The 16,246-nt window shown below is 39.3% G+C and carries 13 protein-coding genes; 12 read left to right on the top strand and 1 reads right to left on the bottom strand.

Annotation, left to right across the window (positions count from 1 at the left end; all coding sequences use genetic code 11):
• Positions 1-69 precede the first annotated feature (69 nt).
• The 12 genes from ACK2M2_RS13500 to ACK2M2_RS13445 all read left to right on the top strand — a co-directional run bounded on the left by ACK2M2_RS13500 (position 70) and on the right by ACK2M2_RS13445 (position 15,329).
• The gene (locus ACK2M2_RS13500; RefSeq protein ID WP_419349293.1) at positions 70-579 is read left to right on the top strand and encodes a Rha family transcriptional regulator; all 510 of its coding nucleotides are present in this window, start codon (positions 70-72) and stop codon (positions 577-579) included.
• Positions 580-638: 59 nt separating this feature from the next.
• Entirely contained in the window at positions 639-4,934 is a 4,296-nt protein-coding gene (locus ACK2M2_RS13495) for a tape measure protein (protein WP_419349291.1), read from the top strand.
• A 2-nt stretch (positions 4,935-4,936) separates the two neighbouring features.
• Positions 4,937-5,350, top strand: coding sequence for a hypothetical protein (locus ACK2M2_RS13490; protein ID WP_419349289.1), 414 nt, complete (start codon positions 4,937-4,939; stop codon positions 5,348-5,350).
• 1,933 nt (positions 5,351-7,283) lie between these two features.
• Positions 7,284-8,963: a hypothetical protein gene (locus ACK2M2_RS13485; RefSeq protein ID WP_419349356.1), complete on the top strand. Its 1,680-nt coding sequence runs from the start codon at positions 7,284-7,286 to the stop codon at positions 8,961-8,963.
• Between the two features lie 51 nt (positions 8,964-9,014).
• Positions 9,015-10,277: a hypothetical protein gene (locus ACK2M2_RS13480; protein WP_419349288.1), complete on the top strand. Its 1,263-nt coding sequence runs from the start codon at positions 9,015-9,017 to the stop codon at positions 10,275-10,277.
• Positions 10,274-10,576, top strand: a complete 303-nt coding sequence (locus ACK2M2_RS13475) for a hypothetical protein (protein WP_419349286.1) — start codon at positions 10,274-10,276, stop codon at positions 10,574-10,576. The genes ACK2M2_RS13480 and ACK2M2_RS13475 overlap by 4 nt, the downstream gene beginning before the upstream one ends.
• Positions 10,573-10,974: a hypothetical protein gene (locus ACK2M2_RS13470; RefSeq protein WP_419349284.1), complete on the top strand. Its 402-nt coding sequence runs from the start codon at positions 10,573-10,575 to the stop codon at positions 10,972-10,974. The genes ACK2M2_RS13475 and ACK2M2_RS13470 overlap by 4 nt, the downstream gene beginning before the upstream one ends.
• A 17-nt stretch (positions 10,975-10,991) precedes the next feature.
• Positions 10,992-13,001, top strand: a complete 2,010-nt coding sequence (locus tag ACK2M2_RS13465) for a hypothetical protein (RefSeq protein WP_419349282.1) — start codon at positions 10,992-10,994, stop codon at positions 12,999-13,001.
• Positions 12,994-13,224 (top strand): hypothetical protein, encoded by a 231-nt coding sequence (locus tag ACK2M2_RS13460; protein ID WP_419349281.1) that lies wholly within the window; start codon positions 12,994-12,996, stop codon positions 13,222-13,224. Before ACK2M2_RS13465 ends, ACK2M2_RS13460 begins: the two co-directional genes overlap by 8 nt.
• 61 nt (positions 13,225-13,285) lie before the next feature.
• Entirely contained in the window at positions 13,286-13,600 is a 315-nt protein-coding gene (locus ACK2M2_RS13455) for a hypothetical protein (protein WP_409510512.1), read from the top strand.
• Between the two features lie 245 nt (positions 13,601-13,845).
• Positions 13,846-14,397 carry a lysozyme gene (locus ACK2M2_RS13450; RefSeq protein WP_419349355.1) on the top strand — a complete coding sequence of 184 codons (552 nt, stop codon included), beginning with the start codon at positions 13,846-13,848 and terminating at the stop codon, positions 14,395-14,397.
• 80 nt (positions 14,398-14,477) lie between these two features.
• Positions 14,478-15,329, top strand: a complete 852-nt coding sequence (locus ACK2M2_RS13445; RefSeq protein WP_409511796.1) for a hypothetical protein — start codon at positions 14,478-14,480, stop codon at positions 15,327-15,329.
• Between the two features lie 197 nt (positions 15,330-15,526).
• Here the strand turns inward: ACK2M2_RS13445 and ACK2M2_RS13440 are convergent, their stop codons facing one another.
• Positions 15,527-16,081: a hypothetical protein gene (locus ACK2M2_RS13440; protein WP_409511795.1), complete on the bottom strand. Its 555-nt coding sequence runs from the start codon at positions 16,079-16,081 to the stop codon at positions 15,527-15,529.
• Positions 16,082-16,246: the final 165 nt, after the last annotated feature.

The raw sequence follows: 16,246 nt of genomic DNA, 5'->3' as shown, positions 1-16,246 counted from the left end.
CTTTTTTAATGCCTGAGTGTTTTATTTGCGTTCTGCATTTGGGTCCACGCAACTCTAAAGGAGTTATTTATGAGCGCTATGTTAAAACCAATTGAAATTGTTCGTGTTGAAGGTGGTCAGCCAATGACAACCACCTTGCAGATTGCTTTGGGTTTGGGTATTCAGCACGCCACAATCATAAAATTAGTCCGTACTTACATGCAGGACTTTCAGGAATTTGGAGGGGTTGGATTTAAAATCCAATCCTTTGAAACGAATGGTGGTACGCAAGAAAGGAAATTTGTGCCACTTAATGAACAGCAAGCCACGTTCTTGATGACATTGATGCGGAATAGTCCGCGAGTAATTGAATTCAAAAAGGCTTTAGTGAAGGCATTTTTTGAAACACGAGAATTTATTCGCTCACAAGACTTAAGCTATAACAAAATTCATAACAAGCTCTGCCTGCAACTAGACTTAGAGAAAGCAGATGCAAGTCTGGCAGGACATATTTTAGGTAGCTACCGAAAGAAAAGAGATATTCTTGTCACTGCTCTAACAGAAGTTGAGCAGCTAATGCAACCTTGCTTGTTTGAATGAACATTTTAATTGTTAAACCGCCTTTACGGGCGGTTTTTTTATGCCTGTAGGAAAGTAAAATGGCTAAAGAGCTCACATTTAAATTAATACTGAACGCAGACACAAATAACTTAACTCAGAATTTAGAAAGAAGTTCTGATGCTGCAAAAAAAATGTTTGATCGCATTAAGCAAGAATCAGATCGTTTACGACAATCAATGCAACTGAGTCAAGAAGTCAGCACGCTAGTTCAAAATTTTCATAATGTGACTCAAGAGCTAAACCGTGTTTCTGGCGCATCAGAACTCAGTGCTGATAATTTAAGGCAAATGGGCGAGTATGGGCAGCAAGCGATTGATCGACTACAAAATGAATTGCGAGATGCTCGACTAGAACTGAATCGCTTATCTGCAACTAATGCGACACCACAAGATATTCAAAATGCACAAGATCAAGTGCAAAATCTTGAAAGAGGTATTCATCAGACCACTATTGCTGTTAACGCTTATCAAAATGCAGCGCATGCAGCTTCAAACACACCACCCGTACCAAGTCAGTTTCAAGGGGAGATTTCATCTCTTGTCACAAATTTAGATAGTGCGCGTCGAAGTATTGATGCGACAGGTAATAGCTCAACACATACACGTCAGCAATTGGAGCAAATGGCTCAAAATGCAACACAACAATTGCGGCAGTATGAGCAACAACTTGAAAGTGCACGCTTAGAGGTGAATCGACTTTCTGCAACAAATGCATCACCTGCTGATATTGAACTCGCAAGACAACGCGTAAGACAACTCGAAACAGGTATTGAACAAGCCACAACATCATTACGTGGCTTTGAGAATGCATCACGTACAGCCACAAATGAGTTGGCACAAGGTGCAGATCGATCTGGTTCAGCAATGAATAAAGTTGGGCGCAGCGTTAATGTTCTACAAGGTGCGATGGCTGCACTCGGTATTGGTTTTGGTGTACACGAACTTACTCAAATTGCTGACAATTTTCAGAACATCTCAGCACAAGTAAATTTGGTGTCTGAAAGCAATGATGAACTTTATAGTTCATTGGAAGGGGTTCGTCAGGTTGCAATTCGCACAACTTCAAGTCTTGAATCCACTGCTAATTTATATGCTCGAATCAGTCAAGCAGGTAAGGACTTAGGTGTTACTCAAAAACAAGCGCTACAAATTACCGAGACAATTAACCAGTCAATTCAAATTAGTGGTGCCAGTGCTGCTGCATCTGATGCAGCAATCACACAGCTGATACAGGGTTTACAGTCAGGAGTTCTTCGTGGTGAAGAATTCAACTCTATGATGGAGCAGGCACCACGATTAACCACCGCATTAGCTGATAGTTTAGGTGTGACGAAAGGTGAATTGCGTGCGATGGCAGGCGAAGGTCAGTTGACGTCCGAAGTCGTGATTAAAGCCCTTAAAGAACAATCCGCCGTGATTGCTGAAGAGTACACCAAAATTCCAACAACGATTGGTGGTGCGTTGACGAATGTGAAAACAAATTTCACAATGTTGATTGGTGAAATTGACTCAACAAATGCCGCGAGTAAAGGTATTGTGCAAACACTACTTTATCTTTCTGAAAATTTAGATGTTTTAAAAATACTATTTAATGATGTTGCTCAAGTTGCTGCTTATTTTAGTGATCGACTCAGTGAAACAGATCCATCAACTATTGAAGCTGTAAAAAATGCAATTGTTACGGCTTATGACGCGCTAAAAACATTAATTTCCACAATTGTTGATGTTGGTGATGCGGTTAATGATGTCTTTCTTACTGGTCTTGATATTTTGTTTGGTTGGGGTGGTGCAGTTGATGGATCATCAGAAAAAGTTAATGGTTTAGCGGTTGTTATTAATGGATTAGCGGTAGTAATGGGCGCCCTGTCGGATGGGGTGAAAGCAATTGGCATTGGGGTTAATCTGTTAATAGGGGCTTTTTATGATGTTGCAGCCGCAACCACGTATTACATCAAAATGTTTACATGGGGTGATGTTAGGGCAAAGCTAGATAAAGACTATGAGGTGTTGACAGCTCAACGCGACAAGTATTATGCGAAAGCTGGAGAAGGCGCTTTAAAATTTGAATCAGATACTAAAAAAGCTCTAGATAACAGTGTTCTTAATGCAGAGCAAGCAAACCAGAAAAAGATTGCCGACAATCAAAAATCGTTAGCAACTATTGTTACTAATGAGGAAGCAGCAAATGGGAAGCTGATTGAAAATGCACAGAAGAAAGCTACTCTTGAGGTTGAGCTTGCTGAAGCACGCAAGACAGGCAATGGAGAAGCCGTTAAAGCAATACTAACGCAAATCACAGAGTTGGATAGTTTCGAATCCAAAAATGCACAAGCAAGTATTCAGCGAGATAAGGAGAAGCTTGAAGCAGCCAAAGTATTGGCTGAATCTTCAATGGCATTAAATGAAGGTGTTTTAAGTGATTTAACCAAAGAGCAATTATTGCGTGATGGGGTAATTGCTAAAATTAATGATCAAGGCGCACTAGAAGTATCTATCTATGAAGATTCTGCAAAGTTAAATGCCGATCGCTTTGCAAAACTTGAAGCTCTATCAATAGAAGAGAAAAAACTTGTTCAAGATCGAGTTGTGGCAACCCAAGAAACAGGCAATGTCATAGTTCAAAATGAAGCGTTTATTGCATCTGAAAAAGTACGATTGAATGATGCTGCAAATGCCGCATTAAAGTCGGGTGATTTTGAGGCATATAGTCAAGCAAAGTTAGGTTTGGATGATGTCGGTAATGCTCAAGCACAAGCAAGTCAACAACGAGTGGAGCAGCACCAACAGTCGAATGATGCTATTCAGCAGATGGACGCATCCTCTTTTGCAATGCAAAAAAACCACTCAGATGAGCAAGTTCGCTTATCCCAAATAGCAGCGCAGGCAAAGAAAAGTGGTGACTTTGAAGCATACTCTCAAGCGATGTTGCAAATTGACCAATTAACAACATCACAAACACAAGCTGACAGCCTTGTTTCACAAAGCGATCTTGAAACGCTACGTAAAAAGGAGGATGTTACCAAAGAAAAAATCAAACTCGCTCAACAAATTATTGACTCCGCAGACGGCATTATTACTGCCGAGCAGAAACTTCACTTTGAAGCGCAGGGTCTAACTGTTGAATATGACAAGCAAGGCAAGGCAATTGTTCAGCAGAAAGCAACATTTTCTGAAGCAGCCAAAGCATTGGGGCTGGATGTTAGTCAGGCTTTAAACTTGGTTTCAGCTGGGTTTTCAAAAACGGGGGAAAGTGTCAGTGCTGTTGTTGTTGGCTTAGCAGAAATGGGTGCTACAGGTCAGCAAGCTGCAAATGCAACATACCAAGCGTGGCAAAAATGGGCTGAGCAAGCTAAAAACGAAGCTGAAATTGACGCAGCCAAACAACAGCTTATTTCTTTTGAAAAACAAGGCGTATTTTCTGCAAAACAAGTTCAGATAGGCATGGAGTATCTCGATCAGGTAAATGGGAAAATCCCTGAAAATATTTCCGAGGTTGAAAAGGCTTATAAGCTACTAGGAATTACATCAAGTGAAGAAGCCGCGAAAATTGCTGATAAACAAGTGCGCGCATTTAATGTAATGAAACAGTCTGGTGTTGCCTCGGCAGAACAGATACGACAAGCACTGATGAATATGGCTGATAAAATCTACGCATCTGGTGATGCTGCAAAGATTGCTTGGTATGAGGGGCAACTTGCAGCAAACGGCTTAACGTCTAGTGTAAATCAAGCAGGTAAAGTAACTATTGATGCAGGTGGCCAGATGGAAAACTCTATAAACCGAGTAACCAATGCTACTCAAGGTGCTCAACAAGGGTTTAGGGATCTTGGATCTGTCGCCCGCGAAGAGGCTTTATCATCATCTGAAGCCTGGGCTAATGCACTTAAGGCGCAAAAAGGGGGTATTCATGCAACCCCAAAAGGTACTAAAACACGCTTGGCATTTGACCAAAGTGGTGTTGAGGAAGAGCTAAAGGCTTTAGGTTATGATGAGAAGAAAGCAACTGAGATAGCTAAAAATATCATAAGTAATTCTAAGTTGGGTGATGGATATAGGAATGCATCTGCGTCTTGGCTTGCTAAAAATGGTTTTGATGTTGTTGGGTCATTTATCGGTGGTGGTGGTGGCACATCCAATGCTAATTATGTGCGTGAAGCTTTGGAAAAATACAGTCAGTACGGGGGGAATGCAGCAGTGACAACAGGCCCAACCCCAACACGAAGACTAGAATTGGTCAATGGGGCGCAAACAGCAACATTAAGTGGCTCGGCATCTGATTTGGACGCAATGGAAAAAATGCTGAGTGAGTTTGAAATGCTCAAAAAAGGTTCTTAGAAATGAAGTTAATACGCATAAGCACATCAGAAGCCGTCTCATTGTCAGACGGCTTTTTATGGTCTGATGAATTTGATTGGCAGCCAATTGAGCAGAAACAAGAACGCGCAGTTGATGGCACTCTCATTATTCAGGAAGGCAAAAAGAAATCGGGGCGACCAATCACACTCACTGCTGATAAAAACATGGCGTGGGTTAAGCGTCATATAGTTTCAAAGTTAAAAGATTGGTCAGTACTTCAAGAGCAATTCACTTTGCAATTTGAATATTTTCATGACAAGCGAACTTTTAATGTTGCCTTTAATCATCAAGAAAAAGCGATTGAAGCAAAGCCGGTACTGGATCACCCATCTATTTCAGAAGATGAAGAATATAACGTGACATTACGATTTTTGGAGTTAAGCGATGCCGATTGAAACTAAAGACCTTGTAATTTATGAGTCTGAGCGCTTAACGGATAATGACGACGGTGGGGGAAAATATAACGGTAAGGTCATTGCGGATGGTCTAAGCAATAATCTATTCGATGATATTTCTGAATTAGATCGAACGATGGGAAGCGTGTCTTTACGCAAGATCTTTCCCGCCGTGACGACTGCTGATACCGATAAATTAATGGGCGCCACGGTATTTGTATCTGAATTACCGAAAGACCCAAATGTCTCAGCGCTTTTATTCAGTACAAAAAATTGGACTGATCAGCGTGAATCGGCACAGAACCGCATTGAAAACTATTTGGCTAAAGGCTCACAGGTTGCAGGCACACCACTTGATACGCATTGGCTTGGCATGAAAACACTACAAGTAGCCATGTTTCCATCTGAACAGGAAATGGCACCTGGTGCCACAATTGTACTGATATCAAACGAAGGTAAGGCTTTGATGCATGAGCAATATGCACGAATTTTAAAAGTAGAATCGCGAATTGCAAAAATGATTATTGATCAGAAGGAAGTTGAGTACAAAGCTGTAACGTATACGCTGTCTGATGCACTTGAAATTGACTATGTCGGCTTAACCGCAAAACAGTGGTACAACGGTGAAAAATCAATAACCATTTTACGCGATACCTTGGTTGCAGACACAGGCAAGTACTTTAGCTCAACTGCAATTACTCAAGATATTCAAATTGGATCTACTGTGGCTCAGGCCAAAAGTATATTTGCACAGTTGGTACCATCGGCACAAACTGAAACGCCGTTGATTAACCTGAATGTCTCAGGCACATCGACAGCGTTAATGGGTGCAAGTCAAAATCTGATTTCACGACAAATCACTGCAGTCATTGGAACCAATACAAATACCTTTATCGGCTCTCCAATATTACCAGGTAGTTTGAGTTTTCAACTTGATGCTAATGCTGTAACGGATAAAGCAGGAGAGTTAAAAACCTCTGCAGGTACGTCAGTAGGTACGATTGAGTATGATAAAGGACTGATAAAGTGGAATGCAGGTGCAGGCACTGGCAGTAAAATCATCACTTTTAATTTTATTCCGGCATCTGCTCGAAATCGTGTTTCAAATACGGATTTCATTGAGGTTACAAAAGAAAGTCAAAGCCTGAACTATGTACGCACACTTGATACAGCACCGGCACGCGGTAGTCTAGCAATCAACTATACGGCTCAAAAAAAGACGTATACATTGCGTGATGATGGCACGGGAGGGATTAGCGGTGGTATCAACGGTATTGGCGTTGGAACTGTTGATTATATCAATGGTACGGTTGCAATTACTTTCAGTGCATTGCCCGATGTGGGTACTGATATCATTTTCTATTGGGCCGATGATGTTGCTTATAGCGACATTACTGCACGTCAGGTTAATAAGCTTAGCCTTGAATATTCGATTGCCAAGCCGGTAGACACAATAGGTGTCTTAAAGTGGGCGATTGGAGCTGACAACTACACAGCTAATGTGGCGCTTGATGGCACAATTTCAGGTCATGCAACAGGTCAAGTTATTGATCAGAAAGTCACCTTAAAGCCAAACCTATTAATTCCCGTTTCAACACAAATCAATTTCGAATATACGGCTTTCACCTCCGCATCTATAGCCACAGGTAACAAGCCTGGACTGTTGGCAGGTGAGGGAATTGAAATATCGGGTAAGACATACCAGATGTATCAATTCACGCTTGATTCGGTAAAGCAAAATGCCATGAAGTTCAGTGCAGTATTGAGTTCCAGTGAAAGCTACCTCGCTACTGCTAATGCAACTATAGAGGCGATTATTAGTAATGAGTTTTATTACAAAGATATAAGCGGTGAAATATTTCTGACGGATAGCACTTACAGCAAAAAACTGCAAAAAGTCGGTACAATTAATTACACAACAAAAGTGGTCAAGATGGCGGCTTGGGCAACAGGTGTGCTTTATCGCCGTACTGTTAAAACAACAGGTGGGTACTATAAGACTCAGACCACAGGTGTTGAGTCAATCAATGTGGTATTTGCCAAAGAAAGTGGTTCGCAAGACTTTAAATACAGTGCGCCCGTTGATGCTGTATCAGAAGCGATAACAACGCAATTGAATCGTACATCTGAATACTGTTTGTTTATTGATAAAGATCAGGGAATGGGATTGGCTGAGGAAACAATTTCGCTGAGAATCAATAATCAACGATATTTTGTTTCGGGCGCAAGCGTTTACACATCAATGGATACAAGTACAGGATCGGGTATTGCTTCTGGAATATTTGATTCAAGTGCTGGGCGGATGTCTTTCACAGGCATGATTGCAAATTCGGGAAATCAAGTGCAATGGGAGTCTGTATCGCAAGTGGTTGATTCAATGCCGCAGGCTTTTGTTGTCTTTAAAATCCCAACTGTGCCAATTCGCCCATTATCTTTTCAGCTACTAATCGGTTCACCTGCAGTAATTAACGTAACAGCTGATCAGAATGGAAATATTACTCACAATCAGGTCAAAGGCACTGTAAATTATGAAAATGGCACTGTAAAGCTGTATTTCACCGAGCAGATTCAATCGGTTAATGAGGTTCAATTACAAGAGTATTTTGATAAGTATAGTTGGTTTAGTGAAGCAAACTATTCTTCTGCAGAAGGAGCTGGGTTATATACAGTATTCTTGCCATCTTGGTTTTCAGCAGATGAAATCAAGTACAACGCTGTGAGTTTTTCATATATTCCGCTCGATCCTGAAGTTCTCGGCATTTCAGCAACTCGACTACCATCAGACGGGCAGGTACCGATTTTCAGAGTCGGGGATATTGCTGTTATCAGTGCATCCAAAGATTTTTCAATGGTAGACCATGTGGCAGGCAAGACCTATCAATTGCCTGATGCACGTATTTCATGGTGTGAATTGATTGATAGCAAAGGTATGAAAGTTCCTTTTGATATGTATGTGGTTGATTATGACTACGGTAAATTTACTTTAAGTGGTGATTTTGCTGTAAATGCACTTACCCCTCCATTTACAGCTCAATATCGCTATCAAGACATGCTTCTGATATCAGATGTGCAAATCAACGGTCAATTAACATTCGCTAAGCAAATTACACATAACTACAGTACAGAAAACACAATTGTGGGTTCGGCGCTTGTTATTGATGATATGCAGGCACGATATACAAACAAGTTTGTGCAACAGACATGGTCAAGTGTATGGGCTGATGAAGGATCAGGCGGAGGAATTTCGGCAAACTACAATGATGCTATCTATCCGATTGCGATGACCAATCAGGGAGCTATTCAAGAGCGCTTTGCGATTGTATTTACAAGTGGCACAACATTTAAATGCGTTGGTGAGTATTCGGGTGAGGTTGGGACAGGAAGTACAACTATTGATTTCTTTCCACTGAATCCAATCACCAATGCGCCATACTTCACAATTAAAAAAGAAGGTTGGGGTGCAGGTTGGGCAAATGGCAATGTTATGCGTTTCAATACAATAGCTGCGAATTTTCCAATTTGGGCGATACGCACAGTAAAGCAGTCAGAACCAACAGAGTTAACAGATCAATTTCAAATCATGCTTCGAGGTGATATTGATCGTGTTGTTTAAAATTTAAATCAAATATGGCCGCTTTTGCGGTCTTTTTTATGAGTAAAGTAAATGGCTACAGATGTCGATGTGCAATTTTTTAGCCATTTGAATGGCTTAACACTGGGTAATAATTGGGGGGACATGATTCGGTTACTTGATACTTGCTTGGTCAATGGTCTGCCTTTAACGAGTATTACTTCTGCGAGTATTGATACCCAAGGTGACATAACTCTTAATTTATATGCAGATCATAAGAGTTTATTATTTCAAATTATTGAGCTTTCAGGGTTTGAACCAGCGTCAATCAATGGTAAATATCGAATCAAAGGTGCACCAAGTACAACAAAACTTATTCTTAAAGCCACTCATGCTGGGAAAACGGTCTCAAAGATAGGTACAGCAAAACTTGCATCGCTTGGTTATGACATTGCATTTCGTGATAGTGCAGATGTTAAACGTGCGTATCGCGCTAAAAAACCTCGTGCAGAACATCCTTTTATTCGTGTTGATGAAAGCGTTGGGGATGGGATGAATGTGTATGATTCAAATTATGCAAAATATGCAATGGTTGGTCTTGTTGAGGATATGACTCACATTGATGATTATCAAAACCCTAGTAAATTACAACTTCCACTTGATGTTAATGATTTCTCTAAAAATTGGAAAGTATTCGGGACTAGCGATAGAGTGGTTAGGGGGTGGTGCCGATGGCATTGGGCGCGAAGTGTAGAGGGTTATAACTTTGGTAGCGATGCGATAGCACCGGCAAACGGCAACCGAGCATTCACAATCTCAGGTGATCTTGATGCATTTTATATCTTCAATTCTTTTACACCAGCGCAAGGCGGAGCAAAGCAACTTTTAGGTTGTGGTTTGTTTGAGTCATCATTAAATACATCCGTGGTGCCTGGCTGGTTCATACTTGGACCGGCACATGTATTATCAGCATCAACTGGCGTGGATCATACAACTATCGCTGGTGGTTGGCCTTTATTGTACAGTGAATCTACATCACAAGTTCATGTAAACAAATATGATATCGCGCAGAGAATTAAGACTTCGGTATTGGCTAAGCCAATTTTACCTGACTACAAGAGTGGTCGATCAGGAATATATAAAGGCACAAATTTAGCTGCGCTTCAAATTCCAATCGCTGACAGTGATTTAAAACTAAGAGGTACCTTAAAGCATATTTATTTTGCTGGTGATGAGCGCTATACGAACTTAGCGACAAACCCGATCCTATCTGATTCATCAATGTATGTTTATGACGGAACTCCAAACACAGCTAATACTGGTGGGATGTATTTTTATTTAGGGGAGCTAGAATGAAGCCGTGTTCACATAAAGTTATGCCTGCGTCAAATTTACTTGAGCAGATCGGATTTGGTCAAAAAAATACTGTTGCTTCAATTAAAGGGTCAACAAAGAAAATTGGTCAAAAGTATCAAGATGCATTGATTGTGCTTTACAACAAAGCAAATTTACAACCAATTGTTGTACAAAAGCCTGATGAAAATGGGGATTATCAAATCCTTGGGCTTAACAACTCTATAAGTTGCTTTGTTATTGGTTTTGATAATAAACAGCAATATAACGCCATAATTCAAGACAACGTGGTGCCAAAATGAGTACGATCATTCCATCTTTAGATGCAGGGCTTGCGCAACTTAAAGCACTTGCAGATTTCATAGATCAGGGTAGCAACAATGCTACCTTTGCTTTTTATAGTGGTGCAAAACCTGCAAATACAAGTACAGTAGCAGATGAAACTAAGCGCTTAGTCACAATGACATTACCCAAGCCATCTTTTAAAAAGCTAAATCCTGACAACATAGAGCTTCAACAAACTGATGCAGCTGTTGTTTTAAGAGATGGCACGGCATTATGGGCGAGACTTTACAGTGGATCTGGTTCGGCAATTGCAGATTTTGCAGTGGGGGACCATATCGCATTAAACAATCCAGTGCTAGTTGCTGGCTCAACACTCATGCTGAATTCAGTCATATTGAGACCAGTGATTCAATAACTTAAAAGGGTGTAGATGTGTCTAACTATACGCCAGCAGATTCACATGTTGTAAATCTGAACTTTAAAGATGAACTTCAAGCTGTTGATGCACACAATGTTGTGCTGAATTTCGGTATCGATGAGATTCAGACTGCAACACTTGAAGCAGTTATCAGTACAGTATTAATCGCTCAATTGGCTGCTGAGAGTTTCAGTTTAAATACGCTAGATGCCAAAATTCAAACAGGTTTTGTTGCTGAAATACATGTGGTACAAGGGCAGCTCTCGCAACTAAACAGCATTGTCAGTACAGGCTTTACAGCAGAAATAATAGCTTTACGTATTGATCAGTTCTGTGCACTTGAGGCCCAAATTAATACAGCGTTTATACCTGATCTGACAGCGCGATTTGATATTAATCATAATGTGGGTGTTTTTCACTTACTAACGGATCAATATCAATTAGCAAAGCAAATCACGATGCAAAATGCATTTAAATTTTCAAAACCAATTCTGAAAGCACTAAACAGTGCTTTTTTTTACGACAAAGGATTAGTTTTATCAGTAGCAAGTAATCTTAGGTTTGAAAAATCCAACGTACTTAATCAATCGATTCAGAAGGTTTATGAGCAAGCAAGCGGGCTTGGAATTAAGTCTAATTTTGTATGGCAGGATAATGAAAGGATCGGCATTAAAAAGTCTTTGATTTTTGAAGAGTTTGAAAAATTGCATATTCAAAGGCAGTTTGATTGGGTTGAATTGGTTAAAAAGCGAAAGCAATTTACTTACTCGTATGACGTTGCCCAACACTTCGAAAGGACTTATCAATTTGAATGGGATCGAGGTCTTGAATTAATCACTACAAGTCATTTGGCTTGGGATGTAGCAAAACAGATTCATTACCGCAAACATCCTGTTCAACCATGGACAAAGCCTGAATTACCGCAATACGTTGGAAACACAGATTTAGAGTTTAATTGTTTATGTGCAGAAGTTGATGCACACAATGTCATTTTGAATTTTGGTGTTGATGACTGCATACCGGGTGTAGCAAATAAAAAATGGTGGTATATCGTGAACAATGTATCGGTTGTAAATACACGAACAGGTGAAGAAATTAAGGTTTACAACGGCTCATACAATACAGATCGAAGTCGATGGTGTTGGTCCTATAGCTTGACTGTTGCCGAACCTGAAATAAGTAAATTAGAAATTGGTGATGTACTTCAAATCAGTGTGAATGGAAATACTCATTTAATGCTCTATGAAGAACACTCTAAATCTCGCCAATTCGCAGATACAAAATACACGGTCACAGGTCGAAGTCAGTCTGCATTACTTGAATCGAAGTACGCACCTGTACGTTCTTATTTGCAAGAGAATGAGCGGACATCAGTACAGCTTGTACAGTCTGAGCTTGATCGCGTTAGCAGTGAAACGGTATTGAATTGGCAGTTGCTCGATGAACTCGGTTGGATTGTTGAGACAGAAAGTTTGAGCTATACAAACCTCGCACCAATTGATGCAATTAAAATGATAGCTGAAGCAGGTGGTGGCTTTATTTATAGTGAAAAAAATAGCAACACAATTTCAATCCGTCCGCTTTATAAAAAGACGTATTGGGACGCTATGCAGTTTGAAGATTATGACAAGCTATTACCTGAAAGCCTTGTACTACAGCATTCAGAAAGCTTTGATGATTTACCAAGCTACAATTCAATTACGCTAACAAACTCTCGAAATGGCAATGTTGGACAAGTGAAAAGGCGAGATACTGCAGGGGATATTCTACTTGAGCCTGTAAGCAATACTCTATTCACTGCTGTCAGTATGGGGGGCTTTGGTAAAGCTCAGTTAGCAAAATCAGGTCGTGTTGAATCACATGATTTCACTTTGCCTATTGAGTCTAAGTTGAGGGAGTTTACACCGGGAGAAACAGTAGCATTTAATACCGAATGGTGGGGTGTTGTTGATTCAGTGAGTGTTTCATTTACTTATGCTGAAGTTAAACAGCAGATCAAAGTGGAGCGCACAGTGAATGAGTAATGCACTAAAAAGGCTTATGGCTTTAATGCCTAAAACCCCTGAATTTATTGGAACCATTACTTCTGTGAATCATCCGAATTATAAAGTATTGGTCTCTGATAATTCAGGCTTGGTGATGTGCACGAGTCAGGTTATTTACAAAATAGGAGATAAGGTCTTTATCTCCAATAATGAAATCAAAAGGTCTGCACCGCAGGGTACTGTGGTTCAGATAGAAGTCTAAACTTAATTGATATATATGCACCGAAAGGTGTTTTTTTATTGCCAAAAATAAGGGGGCGTACGTGAATGAGCCAAGTGCATCACTGTGGAAAAAGTTAAATGAAGTCGCAGATAAACTGCAAAAAGTTTCTGAGCAGTTGGTGGAAACAAACGCAATTAATAAAGGTTACCACCAGGCACTTGATCAGCAACGGGTAAAAGTGGAGGCACTGGAACAGCAGAATCACAAAGCGCAAGGTGCAATTGCCATGCTGAAGTGGGGGCTTGGTATTGTGCTTGGAGTAGCAATTTCTGGTGGTACTTGGACCATTAGTTCAATTAATCAACTTAAACAAGATATGGCAATTATTCAAAGTCATAGAGAGGATAGTAAATGAAATTAATCAATGAAAGTGCATTCAAGCACTTATCCGTAAAGCTCCCAATGTTGGGGGCTTTTTTATTACTTGTGCTTATTCCGGCATTGCAATGGGCTTTAGATTTTCAAGTGATTCCAAAAGAATATGAAGCAGTTTTAATTGGGGTGGTACTTCCACTTTTGGCCTTTATTGGACGTAAGATTTATCAGCCACAATTACACCAAGTTCAAAGTTTTGCAGCTGTACCAAATACAGATGATAATTTGAAAAATCTCTTTAGTAATTTTCGGAAATTAGCAGGTGGTTCGTTATCTCAGGTGCAAGTTGATCAGATTAATCACTTGGTTGCAGGCTTTCAACAAAAACAAAAGACAGTCAGTATTGCAGGTATTGCTTTAATTTGCAGTTTTGAGGGCATAAAACTCAAAGCATACGATGATGGTGTTGGTGTATGGACCATCGGTTTTGGTACCACAATTTATCCCAACGGCATCAAGGTTAAAAAAGGGGATACTTGCACTGAAGCACAAGCCAAAGCGTATATGGCACATGATTTAAAGAAATTTGAATCTGCTGTGAATAGTGCTGTGACTGTTTCGATCAATCAAAATCAGTTTGATGCACTTGTATCGCTTGCTTATAACATCGGTAAAGGAGCTTTTGAGAAATCTACATTGCTCAAAATATTGAATGAATCAGATTATAAGGGTGCATCTGCTCAATTTAATGTATGGAATAAAGGTGGTGGCAAGGTAATGCAGGGTCTTGTGAATCGTCGTGCTGAAGAGCGAAAGTTGTTTGAGAAAGCCCTTTAGAGGGCTATTTCGCATAAGGTGTATTATGTTAATTTTAGAAAAACTGATTAATTATCAATTAAAAATATAGAGAGACATTTATGAATTCATATCTTGGTTCAGGAGCTGGTTTTCCTGCTGGAACTCTTGTAAATACTGATAAGGGTTTAATCAAAATTCATGAAATTAAACTAGGTGATATGGTTTTATCTCGTCCTGAATGGGGTGGGAAAAATGCGCCGACTGAATATAAACGAGTAACGAGAGCTTTTTGTTCAGGGGAGGATTTAATATATCGGTTACTGTATGTTGATCATGATGTAGAATACAGTGATGGTGAAAGACTTAAAGTGAAGACATTATTCGTTTCTGAAAATCATCCTATATGGGTTGAAAGTAGGAAAGAGTGGGTTCCAGTATGCAACATTGATGACTATGAAAGTACTCTTTCTTCTTTCGATTCAAAAAAAGAATTTTCAGTCGTATCTGTTTATCCGGTCCTTAAAGTGGAGAAACACTTAATTCAAATTAATAAAAATGCATTATTTGATTTAAGTAAAGTTGGGTTCTGTTCTCGTAATGAAATGTGGCCAGATTTAGATATGGTAATTGTGGACTCAGCTACAGGCTTAAAAGTGGGTAGTTATGATATCGATAGTTCATATGATGCCAGACATGATTATAATACCTTATCAATAGAGGAAACTGAGTATCTATGGAATTTCCGGGGAGGAGTTGCAACACTAAGTACTCAGGTATTTAATTTGGAAGTTGAAGAATATCATACCTATTTTGTGGGCGAGGATGGTATTTGGGTTCACAATAATAATGAATGTTCTGGACATGAGGCTGTACCTGGTAAGTATGATAATTCTCAAACTAAATTAACACTGACTGAGAAAGATGATTTGGTTTTACAGTGGGCAAAATCTGGTTCTGTCGCATTAAGGTGAACTTGGGCTACTATTAAAATTTATAAATATAATATACAAATACTTAAATAACTTCCTCCATTTAACATAATGCACTTATGCGAAATCAAGAATTTGACCCTGTGGTATTAATATTTATAATTTTTATAATTTCAAAACCTAGATATTAATCTAGGCTTTTTTAGTCCGTGTAACGCCAATTATGTTAAATGGAAGAATTAAATCCATCCGCCTGTAATGAAATCTCCTGAATCATATCCAACAGAATACCCAATCTTGCTCTCTGGATAAGCGGTTTTATAATGATTGATTGACGCTTGTGCTAGCTTAAGTGCATAAGCTAAGAACAAAGGATATTCAGCATAATTATCTAGTTCAGTTTCATCTGCTAATTCTTCAATAGATCGTAAAATTTTAGAGCTAAAAGCTCCTTGCTCAGGGTAATATGTTTTGGCTTCAGACATCCAATCTAGATTATCTTCTTCTGCAATATATTGATCTGATACTGCAAAATATAGATAACCATTATCAGAAAGACCAAACCAAAACCCTTGCTCAATAAAGGGAGAAGTTTCTTTTTTTAAAGTGTCAATTATATGGGCTGTTAAACTTTTAACTTCAGTTGTGTAATCTAATTCTTTGAATAGATCCCAACTTTTGTTTGGCTGCATTTCATAGCAATGATTAATGATCCTAGTCATGAAATTATCAATATCTGGATCATTTTTATGAAGATCAATTTCTTTAAAGATTTTTACAAAGTCAAATGACATAAATAGCCTACATTTCCTAAGATTTTAATAAGTAAGATACTTTTAGATTTTCTAAAATTAACATAATACACCTTGTGCGAAATACTTGTGTTAGAACCCATTTAAAGTGTCTATATTCTCACCAATAAAAATGTCTGGTTTATGATGGTTTTTATCACCATGGAC

The organism is Acinetobacter sp. TY1 (genome assembly GCF_048551395.1).
In the GTDB taxonomy this organism is placed as follows: Bacteria; Pseudomonadota; Gammaproteobacteria; order Pseudomonadales; family Moraxellaceae; genus Acinetobacter.
The sequence above is the reverse complement of the archived record's forward strand: the minus strand, read 5'-3'. Positions and strand labels throughout refer to the sequence as shown.